The 17,756-nt window shown below is 68.6% G+C and carries 16 protein-coding genes; 10 read left to right on the top strand and 6 right to left on the bottom strand.

Annotation, left to right across the window (positions count from 1 at the left end; genetic code table 11):
• A partial coding sequence (locus A9G05_RS23440; RefSeq protein WP_171902739.1) for a type II secretion system F family protein occupies positions 1–220 on the top strand: 220 nt, incomplete at its 5' end.
• A gap of 64 nt (positions 221–284) precedes the next feature.
• Here A9G05_RS23440 and A9G05_RS23435 read toward each other — a convergent pair.
• Positions 285–1,823: a nucleobase:cation symporter-2 family protein gene (locus A9G05_RS23435; RefSeq protein WP_069563243.1), complete on the bottom strand. Its 1,539-nt coding sequence runs from the start codon at positions 1,821–1,823 to the stop codon at positions 285–287.
• 319 nt (positions 1,824–2,142) lie between these two features.
• Between A9G05_RS23435 and A9G05_RS23430 the strand changes: the two genes are divergently transcribed.
• Positions 2,143–2,778 carry a metalloregulator ArsR/SmtB family transcription factor gene (locus A9G05_RS23430; protein ID WP_069563242.1) on the top strand — a complete coding sequence of 212 codons (636 nt, stop codon included), beginning with the start codon at positions 2,143–2,145 and terminating at the stop codon, positions 2,776–2,778.
• Positions 2,779–2,815: 37 nt separating this feature from the next.
• On the opposite strand, the gene mnmH is transcribed toward A9G05_RS23430, so the two are convergent.
• Both mnmH and selD read right to left on the bottom strand, forming a co-directional pair.
• Complete coding sequence (mnmH, locus tag A9G05_RS23425) at positions 2,816–3,919, bottom strand: tRNA 2-selenouridine(34) synthase MnmH (protein ID WP_069563241.1); 1,104 nt, start codon at positions 3,917–3,919, stop codon at positions 2,816–2,818.
• Positions 3,919–4,953 carry a selenide, water dikinase SelD gene (gene selD / locus A9G05_RS23420; RefSeq protein ID WP_069563240.1) on the bottom strand — a complete coding sequence of 345 codons (1,035 nt, stop codon included), beginning with the start codon at positions 4,951–4,953 and terminating at the stop codon, positions 3,919–3,921. Before selD ends, mnmH begins: the two co-directional genes overlap by 1 nt.
• A gap of 275 nt (positions 4,954–5,228) precedes the next feature.
• On the opposite strand from selD, the gene A9G05_RS23415 reads away from it, so the two are divergent.
• From A9G05_RS23415 to phnE, 4 genes are read left to right on the top strand one after another with little or no spacing between them, the layout of a single operon-like run.
• Positions 5,229–6,080 (top strand): putative selenate ABC transporter substrate-binding protein, encoded by an 852-nt coding sequence (locus tag A9G05_RS23415; RefSeq protein ID WP_069563239.1) that lies wholly within the window; start codon positions 5,229–5,231, stop codon positions 6,078–6,080.
• Positions 6,077–6,874: a phosphonate ABC transporter ATP-binding protein gene (locus A9G05_RS23410; protein ID WP_069563238.1), complete on the top strand. Its 798-nt coding sequence runs from the start codon at positions 6,077–6,079 to the stop codon at positions 6,872–6,874. Before A9G05_RS23415 ends, A9G05_RS23410 begins: the two co-directional genes overlap by 4 nt.
• The gene (locus tag A9G05_RS23405; protein WP_069563237.1) at positions 6,868–7,695 is read left to right on the top strand and encodes an ABC transporter permease; all 828 of its coding nucleotides are present in this window, start codon (positions 6,868–6,870) and stop codon (positions 7,693–7,695) included. Before A9G05_RS23410 ends, A9G05_RS23405 begins: the two co-directional genes overlap by 7 nt.
• Positions 7,692–8,459: a phosphonate ABC transporter, permease protein PhnE gene (gene phnE / locus A9G05_RS23400; RefSeq protein WP_069563236.1), complete on the top strand. Its 768-nt coding sequence runs from the start codon at positions 7,692–7,694 to the stop codon at positions 8,457–8,459. Before A9G05_RS23405 ends, phnE begins: the two co-directional genes overlap by 4 nt.
• A gap of 7 nt (positions 8,460–8,466) precedes the next feature.
• Here the strand turns inward: phnE and A9G05_RS23395 are convergent, their stop codons facing one another.
• A complete protein-coding gene (locus A9G05_RS23395; protein ID WP_069563235.1) occupies positions 8,467–9,492 on the bottom strand; it encodes a pyridoxamine 5'-phosphate oxidase family protein in 1,026 nt (341 codons plus the stop codon).
• 181 nt (positions 9,493–9,673) lie between these two features.
• Between A9G05_RS23395 and A9G05_RS23390 the strand changes: the two genes are divergently transcribed.
• Positions 9,674–10,702, top strand: coding sequence for an AraC family transcriptional regulator (locus tag A9G05_RS23390; protein WP_069563234.1), 1,029 nt, complete (start codon positions 9,674–9,676; stop codon positions 10,700–10,702).
• 36 nt (positions 10,703–10,738) lie between these two features.
• Here A9G05_RS23390 and blaPOM read toward each other — a convergent pair whose 3' ends face one another.
• The gene (gene blaPOM, locus A9G05_RS23385) at positions 10,739–11,599 is read right to left on the bottom strand and encodes a POM family subclass B3 metallo-beta-lactamase (protein WP_069563233.1); all 861 of its coding nucleotides are present in this window, start codon (positions 11,597–11,599) and stop codon (positions 10,739–10,741) included.
• Between the two features lie 188 nt (positions 11,600–11,787).
• Between blaPOM and A9G05_RS23380 the strand changes: the two genes are divergently transcribed.
• The 3 genes from A9G05_RS23380 to A9G05_RS23370 all read left to right on the top strand — a co-directional run bounded on the left by A9G05_RS23380 (position 11,788) and on the right by A9G05_RS23370 (position 16,997).
• Complete coding sequence (locus A9G05_RS23380; RefSeq protein WP_069563232.1) at positions 11,788–13,089, top strand: sensor histidine kinase; 1,302 nt, start codon at positions 11,788–11,790, stop codon at positions 13,087–13,089.
• 3 nt (positions 13,090–13,092) lie between these two features.
• A complete protein-coding gene (locus A9G05_RS23375) occupies positions 13,093–14,004 on the top strand; it encodes a response regulator (protein ID WP_069563231.1) in 912 nt (303 codons plus the stop codon).
• A gap of 914 nt (positions 14,005–14,918) precedes the next feature.
• Positions 14,919–16,997, top strand: a complete 2,079-nt coding sequence (locus A9G05_RS23370; RefSeq protein ID WP_069563230.1) for a phosphocholine-specific phospholipase C — start codon at positions 14,919–14,921, stop codon at positions 16,995–16,997.
• A 49-nt stretch (positions 16,998–17,046) separates the two neighbouring features.
• Here A9G05_RS23370 and A9G05_RS23365 read toward each other — a convergent pair whose 3' ends face one another.
• On the bottom strand, positions 17,047–17,724 hold the full coding sequence (locus tag A9G05_RS23365) for a metallophosphoesterase (protein WP_240920555.1): 678 nt from the start codon (positions 17,722–17,724) through the stop codon (positions 17,047–17,049).
• Positions 17,725–17,756: the final 32 nt, after the last annotated feature.

Here is a 17,756-nt window from a genome sequence, read left to right as displayed (position 1 = left end):
GATCCTCATCCACCTGATCGCCAGCGGGGAGAAGACCGGCGCGCTGCCGCCGATGCTGGAGCGCGCGGCCCAGACCCTGTCGCGGGACATCGAGCGGCGCGCCCTGGGCATGACGGCGCTGCTGGAGCCGCTGATGATCGTGGTGATGGGCGGCGTGGTGCTGACCATCGTGATGGCCGTGCTGCTGCCCATCATCGAGATCAACCAACTGGTTCAGTGACCGCACACGGCGCTGTACCAATGGAAAAGCCCCGTCAGGGACGGGGCTTTCGGGGGAGGGTGCGTCAGGCGTTACTGGGTTCCGCCGTCTTGCTGCTGCGCCCGGTACTGCGCGGCGCCGGGTGGTGGTCATCGTCCTCGCACAAGGGGACTTCATTGCCGGCAGCGTCGTACAGCTTGCCGTTCTGGAAGTAGTCACCCTCGTTCAGGCAGGCGACGTCGGTGTAACGCAACTGGCGCTCGCGGCCGGCGGCGATGACCGAAGGCTGGTCGGGCGTGCCGGCGGTGAAGTGGTTGAACACCAGGTTCAGCACGATGGCCATGATCGCGGCGGAACTGATGCCGGAGTGGAAGATGGTTTCGAACCAGCCGGGGAACTGGTGGTAGAAGGTCGGCGCGGCGATGGGGATCATGCCGAAGCCGATGGAGGTGGCGACGATGATCAGGTTCATGTTGTTGCGGTATTCCACCTTGGCCAGGGTGCGGATGCCGCTGGCGGCCACGGTGCCGAACAGCACGATGCCGGCGCCGCCCAGCACGGAGGTGGGCACCGCCGCGATGATGCGCCCCATCACCGGCAGCAGGCCGAGGGTCACCAGGATCAGGCCGCCGGTGGCCACCACGTAGCGGCTCTTCACCCCGGTGACGGCCACCAGGCCGACGTTCTGGGCGAAGGCGCTCTGGGTGAAGGAGCCGAACACCGGCGCCAGGATGCTGGACAGCATGTCGGCACGCAGGCCGTCACCCAGGCGGCGGGAGTCCACCTTGGTGCCGATGATCTCGCCCACGGCGAGGATGTCGGCGGAGGTTTCCACCAGGGTCACCATGATGACGATGCACATGGAGATGATGGCGGCCACATGGAAGGTCGGCATGCCGAAGTGGAAGACCGAGGGGAAGGCCACCAGCGGGCCTTCGGACACCTTGGAGAAGTCCGCCATGCCCAGGGACATGGCCACCAGGGTGCCGATCACCATGGCCAGCAGGATCGACAGGCGCGAGATGGTGGCGCTGCCCACCTTGCTCAGCAGCAGGACCACCACGAGGGTGAGACCGGCGAGGCCGATGTTGGCCATGCTGCCGAATTCCGGCGACTGGCTGTTGCCACCCATGGCCCAGCGCGCGGCCACCGGCATCAGCGTCAGGCCGATGGTGGTGATGACCACGCCGGTGACCAGCGGCGGGAAGAACTTGGTGATGCGGGAAAACACCGGGGTGATCAACAGGCCGATGAGCGAGGCCGCCATCACCGCGCCGAGCACCGATTGGATGCCGCCACCTTCGCCGCTCTGGAGGATGGCGATCATGGTCGCCACGCCGGCGAAGGACACGCCCTGGACCAGGGGCATCTGGCTGCCGAAGAAGGGAACGCCAAGGGTCTGGAGGAGGGTGGCGAGGCCACCGGCGAAGAGTGAGGCGGCGATCAGCAGGCCGATCTCGGCGGGGGAGAGACCAGCGGCCTGACCGAGGATCAGCGGTACGGCAACGATGCCGCCGTACATGGTCAGGACGTGCTGCATGCCATACGCAAGGTTGGCGCCGACGCTGAGTTTTTCATCTTCCGGCCTTTGTGCTGCGGGCGCGGTCGTAGCGGTGTTTTTCATGGAGGTGCACTCACTTCTTGTCGTTGTGCGCGCACTGTAGTGCTTTTTGTCTCAATGTTTCCAGATGGTTGTATACATAAAATTCGGGACCCTGTGTGCGATTTTCGACCAGGCAGTCGACGCATTGGCGTAGGAGCGCTTGAAACCTGCGTTGCAGAGCGGATTCATCGAAAGCACCGGAAACCGTACATGGCCTTGAAGCTGGACGAACGGTCAGGAAAACAGGCGGGGAAGCCGCTCACCGATACGGGGAATGCGCTCGACACTGGCAGGAACGCCCTTCTAATATGCAAGGCCTTTCTTGCCTAAAGCCCCACCGATGACCGACGACTCCGCCACCTCCACGGCCGATCGCATCCTGATGCTGGTGAAGACCCGGGGCCCGCTGGCCACCGCAGAGCTGGCCCAGGAGCTGGAGCTGACCCCCGAAGCCGCCCGCCAGCAGGTGCAGAAGCTGGCGCAAGGCGGCTTGCTGGAAGGCCAGCAGGCGCCCATCAGCGGCGCTGGCCGTCCGCGCCAGCGCTGGGCGCTCACCGAGGCCGGCCACCGGCGCTTCCCCGATGCCCACGCGCAACTCACCGTGCAACTGATCGCCTCGGTGCGGCAGTTGTTCGGTGAGGAGGGCATGGACCGCCTGATCGGCCAGCGCGAGTGCGAAACCCGTGCGCTCTACCGTGAGGTCTGTCAGGCCGACAGCGTGGTCGGGCGCCTGCAGCAGCTCGCCGAGGTGCGCTCCCGCGAGGGCTACATGGCGCGGGTGGAGGCCGATGGCGCGGATTGGCTGCTGATCGAGGACCACTGCCCGATCTGCGCCGCGGCCACGGTCTGCCAGGGGTTCTGCCGGTCGGAGCTGCAGTTGTTCCGCGAGGTGATCGGTGCCGACGCCGAGGTGGAGCGCGAGCAGCATCTGCTGGCCGATGCCAATCGCTGCGTCTACCGCGTTCGCCTGAAATGAGCCTCGCGCCCGCCGTGATCGGGCGCGGGGTGGGTGGTCAACGCCGGGACGGGCGCTGGCGGAGGTAATCGAGCACGGCGGCCTGGTCACCGGCGAACTCGATGCGCGCGGCCTTGCCTTCGCGCTGGAAGGCGTACATCGGGTCGTAGTATTCCCGCAGCAGCCCTTCGATCCAGCCCCGGTGCAGGTCCACCTCGCCGCTGGCCTGCTGGCGTTGCAGCGCTTCGTCGAGGATCGCCGTCATGCGCTTGTGGCGCTCGCCCCCCAGGCGCTTGAGGATGTTGGCCATGCCCTGGCGCAGGCGCGCGGCGAACAGCTCGAAGCCGGCTTCGTCGCCGTGCAGGGCGACGAACTCGGCGCACAGGCCGATCACGTAGTCCCGCAGGATGCGCTCCACGCGGTTTCCGAAACTGTCGTCCAGCCACACCAGTGGGTACTGCTGCATGCCCTGGTACAGCTCCAGGGGTACGTTGCAACTGCCCACCACACGGCCCTCGTCCTCCAGCACGAACTGACCGATGCCGCTGTCGCGCTTGCGCAGCAGGTCGATGGCCAGGCCGTTCTCGAAGTCGATCTGCGCCGGCTGGGCGGTGGCGCGGCGGCCGAAGCTGGAGCCCCGGTGATTGGCGTGGCCCTCCAGGTCCAGGGCATTGCCGAGGGCCTGGATGACGTCGGTCTTGCCGGTACCGGTGAGGCCGCCCACCAGCACGAAGTCGCATTCGCTGACGGCGGCCTGGAGGGTCTCGATGAGGAAGGTCCGCATCGCCTTGTAGCCGCCGGTGACGCGCGGGTACTGGATGCCGGCCTCGTCCTTCAGCCACTGCTGGACGATCTGCGAGCGCAGCCCGCCACGGAAGCAATAGAGGTAGCCATCGGGGTGGGCCTGGGCGAAGGCGGCCCAGGCTTCGATGCGGGCGGCCTTGGTGGCGCCGCTGACCAGTTGGTGGCCCAGGGCGATGGCGGCTTGCTGGCCCTGCTGCTTGTAGCAGGTGCCGACCTTCTGCCGCTCGATGTCGGTCATCAACGGCAGGTTGACCACACCGGGGAACGCGCCCTTGGCGAACTCCACCGGTGCACGGGCGTCCATCATCGGCACGCCCTCAAGGAACAGACGGCGGTAGTCGGTGGTGTTTTCGCGCATCACGCCACCTCTACCGCGTGGCTCTGTCGCTCGGCCAGTTCGCCGATGGGCGCCAGGTCCAGGCCCAGTTCGCGGGCCACGGCGAGGAACTCCGCTTCGCCCTCCGGGGCCACTGCCACCAGCAGGCCGCCACTGGTCTGCGGGTCGCAGAGCAGGTGGCGACGGGCCTCGTCCAGCGGGGCGATGCGCTCGCCGTAGCTGTCGAAGTTGCGCAGGGTGCCGCCGGGGATGCAGCCCTCGGCCAGGTAATGCTCCACGCCGGGCAGGCGCGGCACCGCGTCGTAGCGGATGCGTGCGGTCAAGCCGCTGCCGTCGGCCATTTCCACCAGGTGGCCGAGCAGGCCGAAGCCGGTGACGTCGGTCATGGCGTGGACACCGACCAGCTTGCCGAAGCGGCTGCCGGGGCGGTTCAGGGTGCACATCCAGTCGCGGGCCAGGTGGCGGTCCTGCTCGCGCAGCTTGGACTTCTTCTCCGCGGTGGTGAGGATGCCGATGCCCAGCGGCTTGGTCAGGTACAGGCGGCAGCCGGCGATGGCGGTGTCGTTGCGCTTCATGTGGCGCTTGTCCACCACGCCGGTGACGGCCAGGCCGAAGATCGGCTCGGGGGCGTCGATGGAATGGCCACCGGCCAGGGGGATGCCGGCCTCGTCGCACACCGCGCGGCCGCCACGGATGACTTCACGGGCGACCTCCGGCGGCAGCACGTTCACCGGCCAGCCGAGGATGGCGATGGCCATCAGCGGGTCGCCGCCCATAGCGTAGATGTCGCTGATGGCGTTGGTGGCAGCGATGCGGCCGAAGTCGAAGGGGTCATCGACGATGGGCATGAAGAAGTCGGTGGTGGAGACCACCCCGCGCTCCTCGTCCAGGGCGTAGACCGCCGCGTCGTCGCGGGAGGCGTTGCCCACCCACAGGCGCGGGTCCAGGTTCTGCGCGCCGCTGCCGGCGAGAATCACTTCCAGCACCTTGGGGGAGATCTTGCAGCCGCAGCCGGCGCCGTGGCTGTACTGGGTCAGGCGGATGGGTTCGCTCATGTCGCACCTCACTGAAATCGTGGCGGCGGATTCTATCAGGCCGCCGGGAAACTCACCGGGTTGCCGCCGAGGTGCCTGGAGCACCCTGTGGATGCCTGTTCAAACCTGAGCTGCGGTTTCCTGGGGGCACCTGGCATGGATTGTTTCGCCCAGGTTTTCCAAAAGCCCCCGGCAACACTGGCCTTTGCGCCCGCGATTCCTATAATTCCGCCGCGGCGCCCGCAGTGGCCGCCCATCTCCCCCCGATCTTTCCGCTATTGAACCGGAGAATCTGCATGCTCAAGCGCACCCTGGCCCTCGTTGCCGGCCTTGCCCTGTCCTGTTCCGCCCTGGCCGTGCAGGCCGCCGAAACCCTGCGGGTCAGTGCCATCCCCGATGAAGCGCCCACCGAGCTGCTGCGCAAGTTCAAGCCGCTCGGCGCCTACCTGGAGCAGCAACTGGGCATGAAGGTGCAGTTCGTGCCGGTGGCCGACTACCCGGCGGTGGTCGAGGCGCTGGCCACCGACCGCCTGGACCTGGCCTGGCTCGGCGGCTTCACCTTCGTCCAGGTGCGCCTGAAGACCGGCAATGCCATCCCCCTGGTCCAGCGCGAGCAGGATGCCCAGTTCACCAGCAAGTTCATCACCGCCAACCCGGAGGTGAAGAGCCTGGCCGACCTCAAAGGCAAGAGCTTCGCCTTCGGTTCGGTGTCCTCCACCTCCGGCAGCCTGATGCCGCGCTTCTTCATGCTCAAGGACGGCATCAAGCCCGAGAGCTTCTTCAGCCGCGTGGCCTATTCCGGCGCCCATGACGCCACCGTGGCCTGGGTCCAGGCCGGCAAGGTGGACGGCGGTGTGCTCAACGCCAGCGTCTGGGAGAAGCTGGTGGCCGCCGGCAAGGTGGACACCGCCAAGGTGCGCGTGCTCTCCACCACGCCGACCTACTACGACTACAACTGGACCGTGCGCGGCACCCTCGACCCGGCTCTGGCCGAGAAGATCAAGGCCGCCTTCCTCGCCCTCGACCCGGCCAACCCGGAGCACAAGGCGATCCTCGATCTGCAGGCCGCCAGCCGCTTCATCGAGACCCAGCCCGAGAACTACAAGGGCATCGAGGAGGCCGCCCGGGCCGCCGAACTGCTGAAATGACCGTCCGCCTCACCGGTGTGGGCCTGCGCCTCGGCCAGGTCCGCGCCCTGGACGGCATCGACCTGCACATCGAGGCCGGCGAGCGGGTGGCGGTCATCGGCCCCTCGGGGGCCGGCAAGTCCAGCCTGCTCAACCTCCTGGCCACCGCCCTGCAACCCGATAGCGGCACCGTGGAGCTGCTCGGCGAGGCGCCCTGGCGCCTCGCCGGCCGCGCACGCCAGCGCCTGCGCACCCGCATCGGGTTGATCCACCAGGCGCCGCCGCTGCCTTCGCGCCAGCGGGTGGTCACCGCCGTGCTCGCCGGGCGCCTGGGGCGCTGGGGCACCCTGCGCGGGCTGGCCAGCCTGCTGCACCCACGGGATGTGCCCGGTGCCCGTGCGGCCCTGGCCACCCTCGGCCTGGCGGACAAGCTCTTCGCCCAGTGCGGCCAGTTGTCCGGCGGCCAGTTGCAGCGCGTCGGCATCGCCCGCGTGCTGTACCAGCAACCCGAATTGCTGCTGGCGGACGAGCCGGTTTCGGCCATGGACCCGGTGCTGGCCGATCACACCCTGGAGACCCTCTGCCGCCATGCCGGCGAGCGCGGCGTCACCCTGGTGGCCAGCCTGCATGCCGTGGAGCTGGCCCTGGCGCACTTTCCCCGGGTGATCGGCGTGCGCGACGGCCGGCTGGCCTTCGACCTGCCGGCCGCCCAGGTCACCCCCGAGCGCCTGGACGCGCTCTACGCCAACGCCGGCATCACCTCGCCACAGGCCGCCGGTTTAGTGCCCGCCCCGGTGCAGATCCCCCGATGCTGAGCCGCGACACCCGCGATCCGGCCTTTGTGCCGCGCCTGCTGCTGGGGCTGGTGGCGCTTCTGGTGCTGTGGCCGGGCATCCGCCTGGCCGAACTGGACCCGCGGGTGCTGTTCCAGGCCGACAGCCGCCAGGCCATGGGCAGCTTCCTGGCCGGGTTCTGGCCGCCGGCCCACGGCGCCGAGTTCCTTGAGTTACTGCTGGACGCCACCCTGCAGACCCTCGCCGTGGCCACTGCGGGCATGGCCCTGGCGCTGCTGCTGGCGGTGCCCATGAGCCTGCTGGCCAGCCGCGCGCTGTCGCTGTCGGCCGCCTCCCGCAGCGGTCGGCCCAGCCCCCTCGGGCTGGTGCTGCGCTGGCCGGTGCGGGCCTTGCTGGTGTTCCTGCGCAGCGTGCCGGAGATCGTCTGGGCGCTGCTGTTCGTCCGCGCCGTGGGCCTGGGGCCGACCGCCGGGGTGCTGGCCATCGCCATCACCTACAGCGGCATGCTCGGCAAGGTCTACGCGGAAATCTTCGAATCGGTCGGCCAGCGGCCTGCCCATGCCCTGATGCAGGCCGGCGCCGGGCGCCTGTCGGCGTTCTTCTACGGCATCCTGCCCAGCGCCGCCGGCGAGCTGGTGTCCTACACCGTGTACCGCTGGGAATGCGCCGTGCGCGCCTCGGTGGTGATGGGCTTCGTCGGTGCCGGCGGGCTCGGTCAGCAGATCGACCTGTCGATGCGCATGTTCGCCGGTGCCGAGGTGGCCAGCATGCTGCTGACCTTCCTGCTGCTGGTGTGGCTGGCGGACCAGTTGAGCCGCCTCTTGCGCGGGAGGCTGGCATGAAGCGGGTGGTCGACCTGGCCATCGTCCTCGCCCTGCTGGCGGCCGTGGTGGGGTCGTTCCGCTACCTCGGGCTCGACCTTCAGGCGTTGCTGGGGGAGGGCGTGGGTGGGCAGATGGCCGACTACGCCCTGCGCTTCCTGCGGCCGGACCTGGGCCTGGAGCACCTCCAGGCGGTAGGCCGGGGAGCGCTGGAAACCCTGGCCATGTCCGGCCTGGGCACGCTCCTGGCCGCGCTGCTCGGCCTGCTCCTGGCACTGCCCGCCGCCGGGCGCTTCGGCTGGCCGGGCAAGGCCCTGGCGCGGCTGCTGCTCAATGCCCTGCGGGCCATTCCGGAGCTGGTGTGGGCCGCGCTGATGGTGCTGGCGGCCGGCCTCGGCCCCAACGCCGGGGCCCTGGCCCTGGCGGCGCATACCGCCGGGGTGCTTGGCCGGCTGTTCGCCGAGGCCCTGGAGAACGCCCCGCCGGAGCCTGCCGATGCGATCCGCCTGCAGGGCGGCAGCCACCTGGCGGCCTTCTGCTACGGCACGCTGCCCAACCTCTGGCCGCAGTTGCTGGCCTACATGCTGTACCGCTGGGAGAACAACATCCGCATGGCCAGCGTGCTCGGCTTCGTCGGCGCCGGCGGGCTGGGGCAGATGCTCTACACCACCCTCAGCCTGTTCCAGGAGCGCCAGGCCAGCACCGTGATCCTCGCCATGTTGGCCCTGGTGCTGCTGGTGGACGCCCTCAGCGACCGCATGCGCCAGCGCTGGGTAAGGGCCTGAGACGCCATCAATAAAGATGCTTGAGGTCGTGGCGGACCACGGCGTCCACCACCAGGGTGGTGGCCTTGCCCAGGAGGCCGGTGCCGTTCATGTGCTCGGCCAGCATCTTCGGGAAGGACGGGATGGCCGCAGGCGACAGGTGGGTTTCCGTGCGCCACAGCCCAGCGGCCACCAACTCCGGGGCCTCGACGAAGGCGAAGCGCTCCACCTCCAGCAGCGTACCCAGCACCGGCGCCTTGCCGTTCACCGACAGCGGGCCCAGCAACCCCGGGTCGGCGCTCACCTGGGCGCGGCCGGTGACGCTGAGCACGGTGGACGCACCCGGTAGCAGGAAGGCCAGCTTCACTTGGTCGCTGCTGAGGATGTTGCTCAGCGACACCGCCACCTTGTTGCCCGGTCGCTCCGGGATCAGCAGCCGGTGCCCGTCCAGCACACCGACGAAACCGTCGGGATCGCCGCGTGGGGACAGCTCGGTGGCACCCTCGGCGTTGCGGGTCAGTATCAGCAGGTACGGCGAGCGGGCGATGAAGGCCTGCGCCGCCTCCGAGAGCGCCCCTTCGCCCTGGCCCATCGGCCACGCCGACCGGCTCTCCCGTGGGGTCCAGAAGTCGGCCCGCACCATGGCCCGCGAGCAGTGCAGGAACAGCGCGTCGGCGCAGAACTCCAGCAGCAGGCCGGCGTCTTCCTGCTGCGTGTGGCAACGCCCGTTGGCACGCAGGGCAAAGCCGATGCCCGGCATGATGAAGAGCAGGCTGCACGCCCTGGGTGCCTGGCTGGCTACTGGTGGCAGCAGGGCCGGCCAGGCCATGCGGATGCGGGTGCCCTCGGCGTGGATCACCGGTGTGGCGCACAGGTCGAGAAAGGCGATGGGGCTGTCGCTGCCGGCCAGGCCGACGACGCAGACGCTGGCGTTGCGGATGACGGTCAGGCAGTGGTCGTCGATCGTCGGTTGCAGGCGTTTCTTCATCAGGGCAGGCGGTTCGGCGATCAGCGTGCGCAGGGCGCCGAGGGATTCGATGCGGTGACGGGGCATGGGGCGACTCCTCGTGAACGGGTGTCCCGATGCTAGGAGCAGCCTGCCGGCAGGGGCATGGCAGCGGGTTTCAATCCACATGGCGTTCGGTTGCATTCCTGCGCCGCCCTGAAGGAGCGATCCCTGGCGGAGGCCGTCGCGGGGCGTTACTGTCCGCCCAGGAAAAAGGACTGCGCCTGCCATGAGCCCAACCCGCGTTTCCGCTCTCGCGGTACTCGATCTGCATGACCTGCTGCTGCAACTGGGCGCGGTCGACGACGCCCAGCTGCAAGCCGCCGGCCTCTCCCGCGAGGGGCTGCTGGCGGGCTGCGACCCGCTACGGCCACTGCCGGAGCAGCGCCTGGACGAGTCGCTGCTGCGGGGCCTGTGGCAACAGGCCGCGAGCCACCCGGCGCTGCCCCACGTCGGGCTGCTGGTGGGGCTGGCGTTCAACCCGGAGCGGCGCGGTCTGCTGGCCAGCCTGCTGTTCCAGTGCGCATCGGTGGGCGAGGCGCTGTCGACCTTCCTGTGCCATGGCGCGCTGATGAACCCCTCCGAACAATGGCAGGCCCATGACACTGGCGACAGCCTGTGCCTGGAGCTGGCGTTCGCCGCCGGGCGCGGCTATCCCCAGGCCGCGGTGGAGCGCAGCCTGGTGGCACTGGTGCGCTGGGGGCGCGAGCTGGCGGGGGACGGCTTCGTACCGGATCGGGTGGAGTTCGCCTGCCCGCGCCCGGCCTATGCGGAGCGCTTCGTCGATGCGTTCGGCATTGCCCCGCAGTTCGGGTGCGCCGCCAACCGCGTGTACCTCTCTGCCGGGCAGGTGGCCAGCCCGATCCGCAGCGCCAACCCCTACCTCAAGGCGTTGCTGGAAGCCCGCGTCCAGGAGGCTCAGGAGCAGCTCCGGGCGGAAACCGACCTGGTCGAGCGGGTCCGTCTGCTGATCCGGGCCGACCTGGCCAGCGGTCCGGGCGTGGACGCGCTCTGTGCCCGCTTGCACCTCAGTCGGCCGACGCTCTACCGGCGCCTGCGGGAGCAGGGCACCGGCTTCGCCGAGCTGCTGGAGGAGGAGCGCAGCCGTGTCGCTTTGCAGCAGGCCCGTGAAGGCGTTCCCGTGCAGGCGATCAGCGAGGCGCTGGGATTCAAGGACGTGAGCACCTTCCACCGGGCCTTCCGCCGCTGGTTCGGCCATTCACCCGGCGCGGCACGGCAGGTGCGGTCGATGGACTGAAGAAAGGCCCGGTCACCCTCGGCGAGCTGAGGTAGCTCAGCCGCCGCGCTGCTTCTTCAGTTGCGCGTCGAAGGCGGCCTCGGCTTTGTCGGCGTAGGCCTTGCAGCTCATGGGGGACGTGTTGGGGTGCTCGGCGTTGGTGTAGTCCCAGCCGCTGGCCTCGGCGTGCGGGGTGATCAGCAGGTCGCAGGGCAGGGCGCGGACGGCGGCGAAGCCGCTGCGGAAGGCCTCGGCGATCTTCGGGAAACGCGGGTTCATCCACAGGCTGTAGCCGGGGGCGCTCAGGCTGTCGCTGTAGGCGATGCGCAGGGGCTTGCCGTCGCGGCGGTCGGTCCAGGTCCAGCTCAGGCTACCGGGGGTGTGCCCGGGGGTGAAGTGGGCGGTGAAGGTCATGCCGCCCAGCTCCACCGTTTCGCCGTCCTGCACCAGGCGGTCCACCTGCACCGGGGCGAAGACCATGTCGTCGCCGAAGTGGATGTCCTGGCTGTCGCCGCGCTGCAGCAGCACGGCCGATTCGGCGTTGCTCACCAGTTGCGCGCCGGTGGCCTTCTTGATGGCGGCCAGCGGGCCGACGTGATCGATGTGGGCGTGGCTGTGCAGGATCAGCTTGAGGTCGCCCGGCGCCACGCCCAGCTCGCGCATGTTGGCCAGCAGGTGGTCGGCCACCTGGGGCATGCCGCCGTCCAGCAGCACGGCGCCTTCCGGCGTCTTCACCAGCAGCGCGGTGATGCTGGCGGTGCCGATGTGCCAGGTGGTGTCGGCGATGCGCAGCGGCGCCACTGGGGTCAGCCAGGCGGCCGGGGCGGTGTAGGGCTGCAGTTGCGGCAGGACGGCCTGGGCGGCCACGGCGGGCTGGGCCAGCAGCAGGGCGAGGCCGAGGGGGATCAGGGTACGCACGGGGCAGTCCTCGGAAAATAAAAGGGCGCCATTCTGACTGCCTGGTCGCGCAGGTCAATGCCTGTCGACTGGCCAGCCTGTCGGAGCGTGCCGCGCATCGCCTGTAACGCGAATGAGACAGTTGTCACAGGATGGCAACCTGACATTGCTTCAATGGCCGCCATTCAACGGGCTCGGGGGAGTCGCCAATGGCAGCCGAAAATGCGCTGGAACGCCTGCTCAGACCAGTGGCGGCGCTGCCATCGAGCCTGAGCATCAGCGACGTGGCGGACCAGTTGCTGGCCCCCGAGCACCGCCGCTTTCTATCCCTCCCGGTGGTGGAGGACGGCCGGCCCATCGGCCTGGTGAGCCGCTACACCCTGCAGGACATCTTCATGCAGCGCTTCGGCCGCGACCTCTGGGGCCGCCGCCCGGTGGCCGACGTGATGAACGCCGAGCCCCTGGTGCTGAGTCTGGACAGCAACCTGGAGCAGGCCGCCAAGCAGGTCACCGCCGGCCTGCAGTACCCCATCACCGAAGACTTCATCCTGGTGGACGGCGACGGCCTGTACCGCGGCCTCGGCACCGTGCTCGACCTGCTCAAGGCCATGGAGCTGCGCATCGCACAGCGCAACCGGGTGCTGCGCCAGGCCCTGGTGGACCTCAAGGAGTCCCAGGCACAACTGGTGCAGTCGGAGAAAATGGCCTCCCTCGGACAGATGGTCGCCGGCGTCGCCCATGAGCTGAACACCCCGCTGGGTTATGTGCGCAACAACGTGCAGTTGCTCGACCAGCTCAGCGCTCCACTGGTGGAGCTGGCCCGCAGCCAGGCCGCGCTGGCCGACTGCCTGGCCGACCCGGCCTGCGACGAAGCGCGCCTGGCCCAGGCCTTCGAGGCCGCCGCCGTCATGCGCGAGCAGGCCGCTCCCGAACAATTGGCGGATGATCTGCGGCAACTGCTCGACGACACCCTCTACGGCCTCGGCCAGATCGGCGAGCTGGTGGTGGGGTTGAAGGATTTCGCCCGGCTCGACCGCGCCATGGACGAGGCCGTGGACCTCAACGACTGCGTGCGCAGCGCCTTGCTGATTGCCCGCAACCACATCAAGGACAAAGCCGAGGTGGTGCTGGGTCTGGGCGAACTGCCCGCCGTCAGCGCCGCGCCTTCGCAGATCAACCAGGTGCTGCTCAACCTGCTGACCAATGCCGCCCAGGCCATGGTCGGCCATGGCCGCATCCAGATCCGCAGCTGGGCCGAAGGCGACTGGGTGTGCGTCTCGGTGCAGGACAGCGGCTGCGGCATGGCTCCCGAGGTGGCCCGGCGCATCTTCGATCCGTTCTTCACCACCAAACCGGTGGGCGAGGGCACCGGCCTGGGCCTGTCCATCAGCTACAAGATCATCCAGGACCACGGCGGCAGTATTCGCGTGGCCTCTGAACTGGGGCGCGGCACGCGCTTCCTCATCCGCCTGCCGACTGCGCAGGCCCGCGCCCTGAAACGGAGTGCCTGAGTCATGACATCCGCCATCCGCATCCTGTTCGTCGACGACGAGGAGCGCATCCTGCGCAGCCTGGCCATGCAGTTCCGCCGGGACTACCAGGTGGTCACCGAGAACGACCCGCTGCGCGCCCTGGAGCGTCTGGCGCGGGAGACCTTCCACATCGTGGTCAGTGACCAGCGCATGCCGCAGATGAACGGCGCCGAGCTGCTGACTCAGGCCCGCGAGATCGCCCCGGACTGCCTGCGCATCCTGCTCACCGGCTACTCCGACCTGGATGCGGCGGTGGAGGCGCTGAACAGCGGCGGCATCTTCCGCTACCTGACCAAACCCTGGGACCCGCAGGAAATGGCCTTCACCTTGCGCCAGGCGGCAGAGATCGCCGCCCGCCCGCAGGCCGCCGCGGCCAGCACGCCCAGCGCGGAACCCCGTGGTCTGAGCGTGCTGTTGCTGGACGAAGACCCGGAGACTCTGGCGAGCGTTGCCGACTTCTGCATGGCTGGCGGCCACCGGCTGCTGCGGGCCTACAGCCTCACCGAGGCCATCGGCCTGCTGAACGAGGAGGGCGCCGACCTGCTGGTGAGCGACCTGCGCTGTGGCGGCGAAGACACTGCGCCGTTGCTCAAGTCACTGGCCCAGGCCCACCCGCGCCTGCTCAGCCTGGTGGTGACGCCGTTCCGCGACACCCAGGCGCTGCTGCAACTGGTGAACGAGGCGCAGATTTTCCGCTACCTGCCCAAGCCGATCCGCCGGGGGCTGTTCGAGAAGGGCCTGAAGGCGGCTGCCGAGCAGGCGCGCAACTGGCGCGAGCAGCCGGCCCAGGTGCCGGCGCGGCAGGCCGAACTGCCGCGCGAGGCGCGGGAGAAGGAACGGGTGGGGAGCCTGCTGGGGATGCTCGGCCGGCTGCGCGAGCGCCTCAGCGCCTGAGGCAGGCGCTTGCGACAGGCCTTGCGCAGCAGGTGCAGGAGGGGGTTCCGCTCGACGTCGTCGAGGGCCTGTATCGAAACGCCATCGGTCGGAAAACACCGTTTCATGCGGGACGCAGTGCGTCCTTCATCCCGATGCCTTATCCCCCATCGGCTCTGACCGGATCGACAACCTGGCAGCGGCCATCCGGCGCGTTGAAAACGCAGGTGTTCCTCCGGCCTCAGGCCGGAGGAGCGCCCTTGGAGGCCGGGGCGAGATCGGGTCTTTTCCATCGGGGGTTGTCTCCGTCTCGATATCGGGATGACGAAGGTATGGAGCGGAGCTGCCGGGACGGGTTCAAAGCTCCTGACCACGGGCGCAGTGATGCGGGTTGGTTGATACCAGCGCGCCATCAATGGGGGCCGCTCGTCGGGCAGGCTCACCACGGCGCTCTCGTCCCCTGTCTGCCGACAGGCGTCCCGTGTGGCCCTTCGAGCAGCATCCCTGCGGAACCGGCTAGTGCACCGTTCGATCAGCGTGCAGTTCAGGAATGACGGCTGGGAGACTCAGGAGAGGCTCTGCCGTACCCGGCAGCGGGGCCTTCACCGAGATTCCCTGACGCTGATCCTGTGCTGGTCTTGACCAGTCATGCCATCCGCCTCCTGGCCCAGGCACCTTGCCCGGGGAGCGCTGGGTGCGCCGTGAGGTGCCCCCCTAGAAGCAGTTGAACGGCCTGTCAAGAGATGAGTGGCCTAGACCAGAAAATCGCATCCGAAGTGTGACGCAGTTGGCGCATGTGCCCATTGCAAAACCGCCTGAAACCAAAGCGTCTTTTTCCCTCTCTAGCGTCGTCGGAGTTCGAACAGCCTGCTGCCGAGTGGTCATGGACGCTCTCTGCAGCCCTGTGCAACCCCTATGAACTGGTGAGTTTCTCGATGATTTCCAAAAGCAGAAGAAGCTTCATCCGCCTGGCGGCAGGTACGGTGGGTGCCACCGTTGCCACCAGCATGTTGCCCCCCAGCATCCAGGCGGCCCTGGCCATCCCGGCACACCGGCGCCACGGCAACCTCAAGGACGTCGAGCACGTGGTGATCCTGATGCAGGAGAACCGCTCGTTCGACCATTACTTCGGCACGCTCAAGGGTGTGCGCGGCTTCGGCGACCGCATGCCGATCCCGCTGCCCGACGGCCAGCGCGTGTGGCACCAGAAGGGCAGCAAGGGCGAGGTCCTGCCGTACCACTTCGACACCCGCACCACCAGCGCCCAGCGCGTGGACGGCACCCCGCACACCTGGCCCGACGCCCAGCAGGCGTGGAACGAGGGGCGCATGGACAAGTGGCTGCCGGCAAAGACCGAGCGCTCCCTGGGTTACTACAAGGAGCAGGACATCGCCTTCCAGTTCGCCCTGGCCAACGCCTTCACAGTCTGTGACGCGTACCACTGCTCGTTCCAGGGCGGCACCAACCCCAACCGCCTGTTCCTCTGGACCGGCACCAACGACCCACTCGGCCAGCACGGCGGCCCGGTGACCACCAACGACCACGACAGCAACGGCCCGGTGGAGCAGGGCTACACCTGGACCACCTACCCGGAACGGCTGCAGGCCGCTGGCATCAGTTGGCGCGTGTACCAGGACATGGCGGACAACTTCTCCGATAACCCGCTGATCGGCTTCCGCCAGTACCGCGCGGCCGGGCCGGACTCGCCGCTGATCGTCAATGGCCTGAGCACCTGGAAACTGGATGCGCTGAAGCGCGATGTGCTCGCCAATACGCTGCCGCAGGTGTCGTGGATCGTGGCGCCGGCCAAGTACTCCGAGCACCCCGGCCCGTCGAGCCCGATCTGGGGCGCCGAGTACACCGCCTGGGTGCTGGACGCGCTCACCGCCAACCCGGAGGTGTGGAGCAAGACCGCACTGCTGGTGATGTTCGACGAGAACGACGGCTTCTTCGATCATGTGGCCCCGCCCGCCGCGCCGGGCCTCAACGCCGACGGCACGCTGAACGGCAAGACCACTGCCGACGCAACCCTCGAATGGCACACCAAAGGCGACACTCGCCACCGCAACCAGCCCTACGGCCTCGGCCCGCGCGTGCCCATGTATGTGATCTCGCCCTGGAGCAAGGGCGGCTGGGTCAACTCCCAGGTGTTCGACCACACCTCGGTGATTCGCTTCCTCGAGCAGCGCTTCGGTGTGATGGAGCCCAACATCAGCCCCTGGCGCCGTGCGGTGTGTGGCGACCTGACCTCGGCCTTCGACTTCAGTCACCCGGACAACGGGCCGCTGCCGGGGCTGCCGGACACCAGCCAGGCCGATGCGATCGTCGCCAGCCAGGTGAAGCTGCCCAAGCCGAAGCCGCCGGCGGTGGCTGCAATGCCCAAGCAGGAGATGGGCCTGCGTCGTGCCCGGGCCTTGCCCTACGAGCTGGGCGTGCATGCCCGCTACCGCGTCCGCGAGGAAGCCCTGAGCCTGACCTTCGCCAACACCGGCAAGGCCGGCGCGGTGCTCCAGGTCTATGACCTGCTGGACAGCGTCCGCGCGCCGAGACGCTACACAGTGGGTGCTCACCGGCGCCTGCATGACCGCTTCACGGGGGATGCCAGCGGCGACTACCACCTGGAAGTGCACGGCCCCAACGGCTTCCTGCGGGTGTTCCGTGGCAATCTGCGGGTGGCCGCTGCCGACCGCAGGGCGCCGCAGCCCGAAGTGCGCATCGACCATGACCCGCTGCTTGGCAGGTTGGTGGTGCAACTGATCAACCGGGGTCTCAAGCCCCTGCGCATGACCGTGAAGGACAACGTCTACTACCGGGGCGAGAGCCAGACCCTGAGCGTCGCCCCAGGCCAGCGCCGTGAGGTGCGTTATTCGCTGCGCAGCAGCGGCAACTGGTACGACTTCAGTGTCAGCGCGCAGGGTGTGGAGGGCTTTTTGCGGCGATTCAGCGGCCACCTGGAAAACGGCCGGCCGAGCTTCAGTGATCCGGGGATGGGGCTGGGCACCTTGACCTTCTGAGGGGGAACCCGGCCCGCGTGGGCGGGCCGGGTCGTGGCACTACCAGCGCCTACAGCTCCAGCACCAGGTCAGGGGACCAATCGGTGAGCTCACCGGGATACCCGCGCGGGTTGCACACCACGCGGGTGGTGCCCGTCCTGTAGTCGCACGCGGTGTGGGAGTGGCCGTGAACCCAGAGGTCCGCGCCCATCTCCAGCAGGTCGTCGTACCGGTTGGCGTAGGCGGCATCCATGTGGCCGCCCGCGTAGGGGTTGTCTGCCAGTGAGCGCAGGGACGGTGCGTGGTGGGTGATCACCACCGTAGGGCCGTCATGGGGTGTGGTGAGTTTCTCCCGCAGCCAGTTGCGCGCCAGCACCGATTCATCCTTGAGGTCGGCCGGCCTGATCCGCCGGAACTCGCCGGTGCGGATCTTCTTGAAGTCGTTCATGCCGCTCTGCGCGGTGAAGGCGGCTATCGCCGGGTTGCCGGTTGCGCAGTAGTCGGTCCAGAGGGTGGCGCCGAGAAACCGGGTACCACCGATCACCACCTCGTCCCTATCCAGGACGCGAATGCGCGCGTCCTGCGCGGCCTTCATCTTTTCAAGGGGCCGCTTCAGGTGCCCACCGTAGTACTCGTGGTTGCCGGGGACGTAGAGCACCTGGCCTGGAAACACCTCCCGCGCCCAATGCACGCCACGGCCCTTGAGGTCGATGTCGCCGGCGAGGATCACCACGTCCGCGTCCAACACCTAGGGCTGGAAGAGGCTGAATTCGTTGTGCA

It is taken from the genome of Pseudomonas sp. ENNP23, from assembly GCF_001728945.1.
Classification (GTDB): domain Bacteria; phylum Pseudomonadota; class Gammaproteobacteria; order Pseudomonadales; family Pseudomonadaceae; genus Metapseudomonas; species Metapseudomonas otitidis.
Note: the sequence above shows the minus strand (reverse complement) of the source record. Positions and strands in the feature narration are given on the sequence as shown.

Bases quoted from the DNA above. Each gene is read 5' to 3' on its own strand.
- A9G05_RS23435 (WP_069563243.1), bottom strand. From the start codon at position 1,823: ATGAAAAACACCGCTACGACCGCGCCCGCAGCACAAAGGCCGGAAGAT.
- A9G05_RS23430 (WP_069563242.1), top strand. From the start codon at position 2,143: ATGACCGACGACTCCGCCACCTCCACGGCCGATCGCATCCTGATGCTG.
- mnmH (WP_069563241.1), bottom strand. From the start codon at position 3,919: ATGCGCGAAAACACCACCGACTACCGCCGTCTGTTCCTTGAGGGCGTG.
- selD (WP_069563240.1), bottom strand. From the start codon at position 4,953: ATGAGCGAACCCATCCGCCTGACCCAGTACAGCCACGGCGCCGGCTGC.
- A9G05_RS23415 (WP_069563239.1), top strand. From the start codon at position 5,229: ATGCTCAAGCGCACCCTGGCCCTCGTTGCCGGCCTTGCCCTGTCCTGT.
- A9G05_RS23410 (WP_069563238.1), top strand. From the start codon at position 6,077: ATGACCGTCCGCCTCACCGGTGTGGGCCTGCGCCTCGGCCAGGTCCGC.
- A9G05_RS23405 (WP_069563237.1), top strand. From the start codon at position 6,868: ATGCTGAGCCGCGACACCCGCGATCCGGCCTTTGTGCCGCGCCTGCTG.
- phnE (WP_069563236.1), top strand. From the start codon at position 7,692: ATGAAGCGGGTGGTCGACCTGGCCATCGTCCTCGCCCTGCTGGCGGCC.
- A9G05_RS23395 (WP_069563235.1), bottom strand. From the start codon at position 9,492: ATGCCCCGTCACCGCATCGAATCCCTCGGCGCCCTGCGCACGCTGATC.
- A9G05_RS23390 (WP_069563234.1), top strand. From the start codon at position 9,674: ATGAGCCCAACCCGCGTTTCCGCTCTCGCGGTACTCGATCTGCATGAC.
- A9G05_RS23380 (WP_069563232.1), top strand. From the start codon at position 11,788: ATGGCAGCCGAAAATGCGCTGGAACGCCTGCTCAGACCAGTGGCGGCG.
- A9G05_RS23375 (WP_069563231.1), top strand. From the start codon at position 13,093: ATGACATCCGCCATCCGCATCCTGTTCGTCGACGACGAGGAGCGCATC.
- A9G05_RS23370 (WP_069563230.1), top strand. From the start codon at position 14,919: ATGATTTCCAAAAGCAGAAGAAGCTTCATCCGCCTGGCGGCAGGTACG.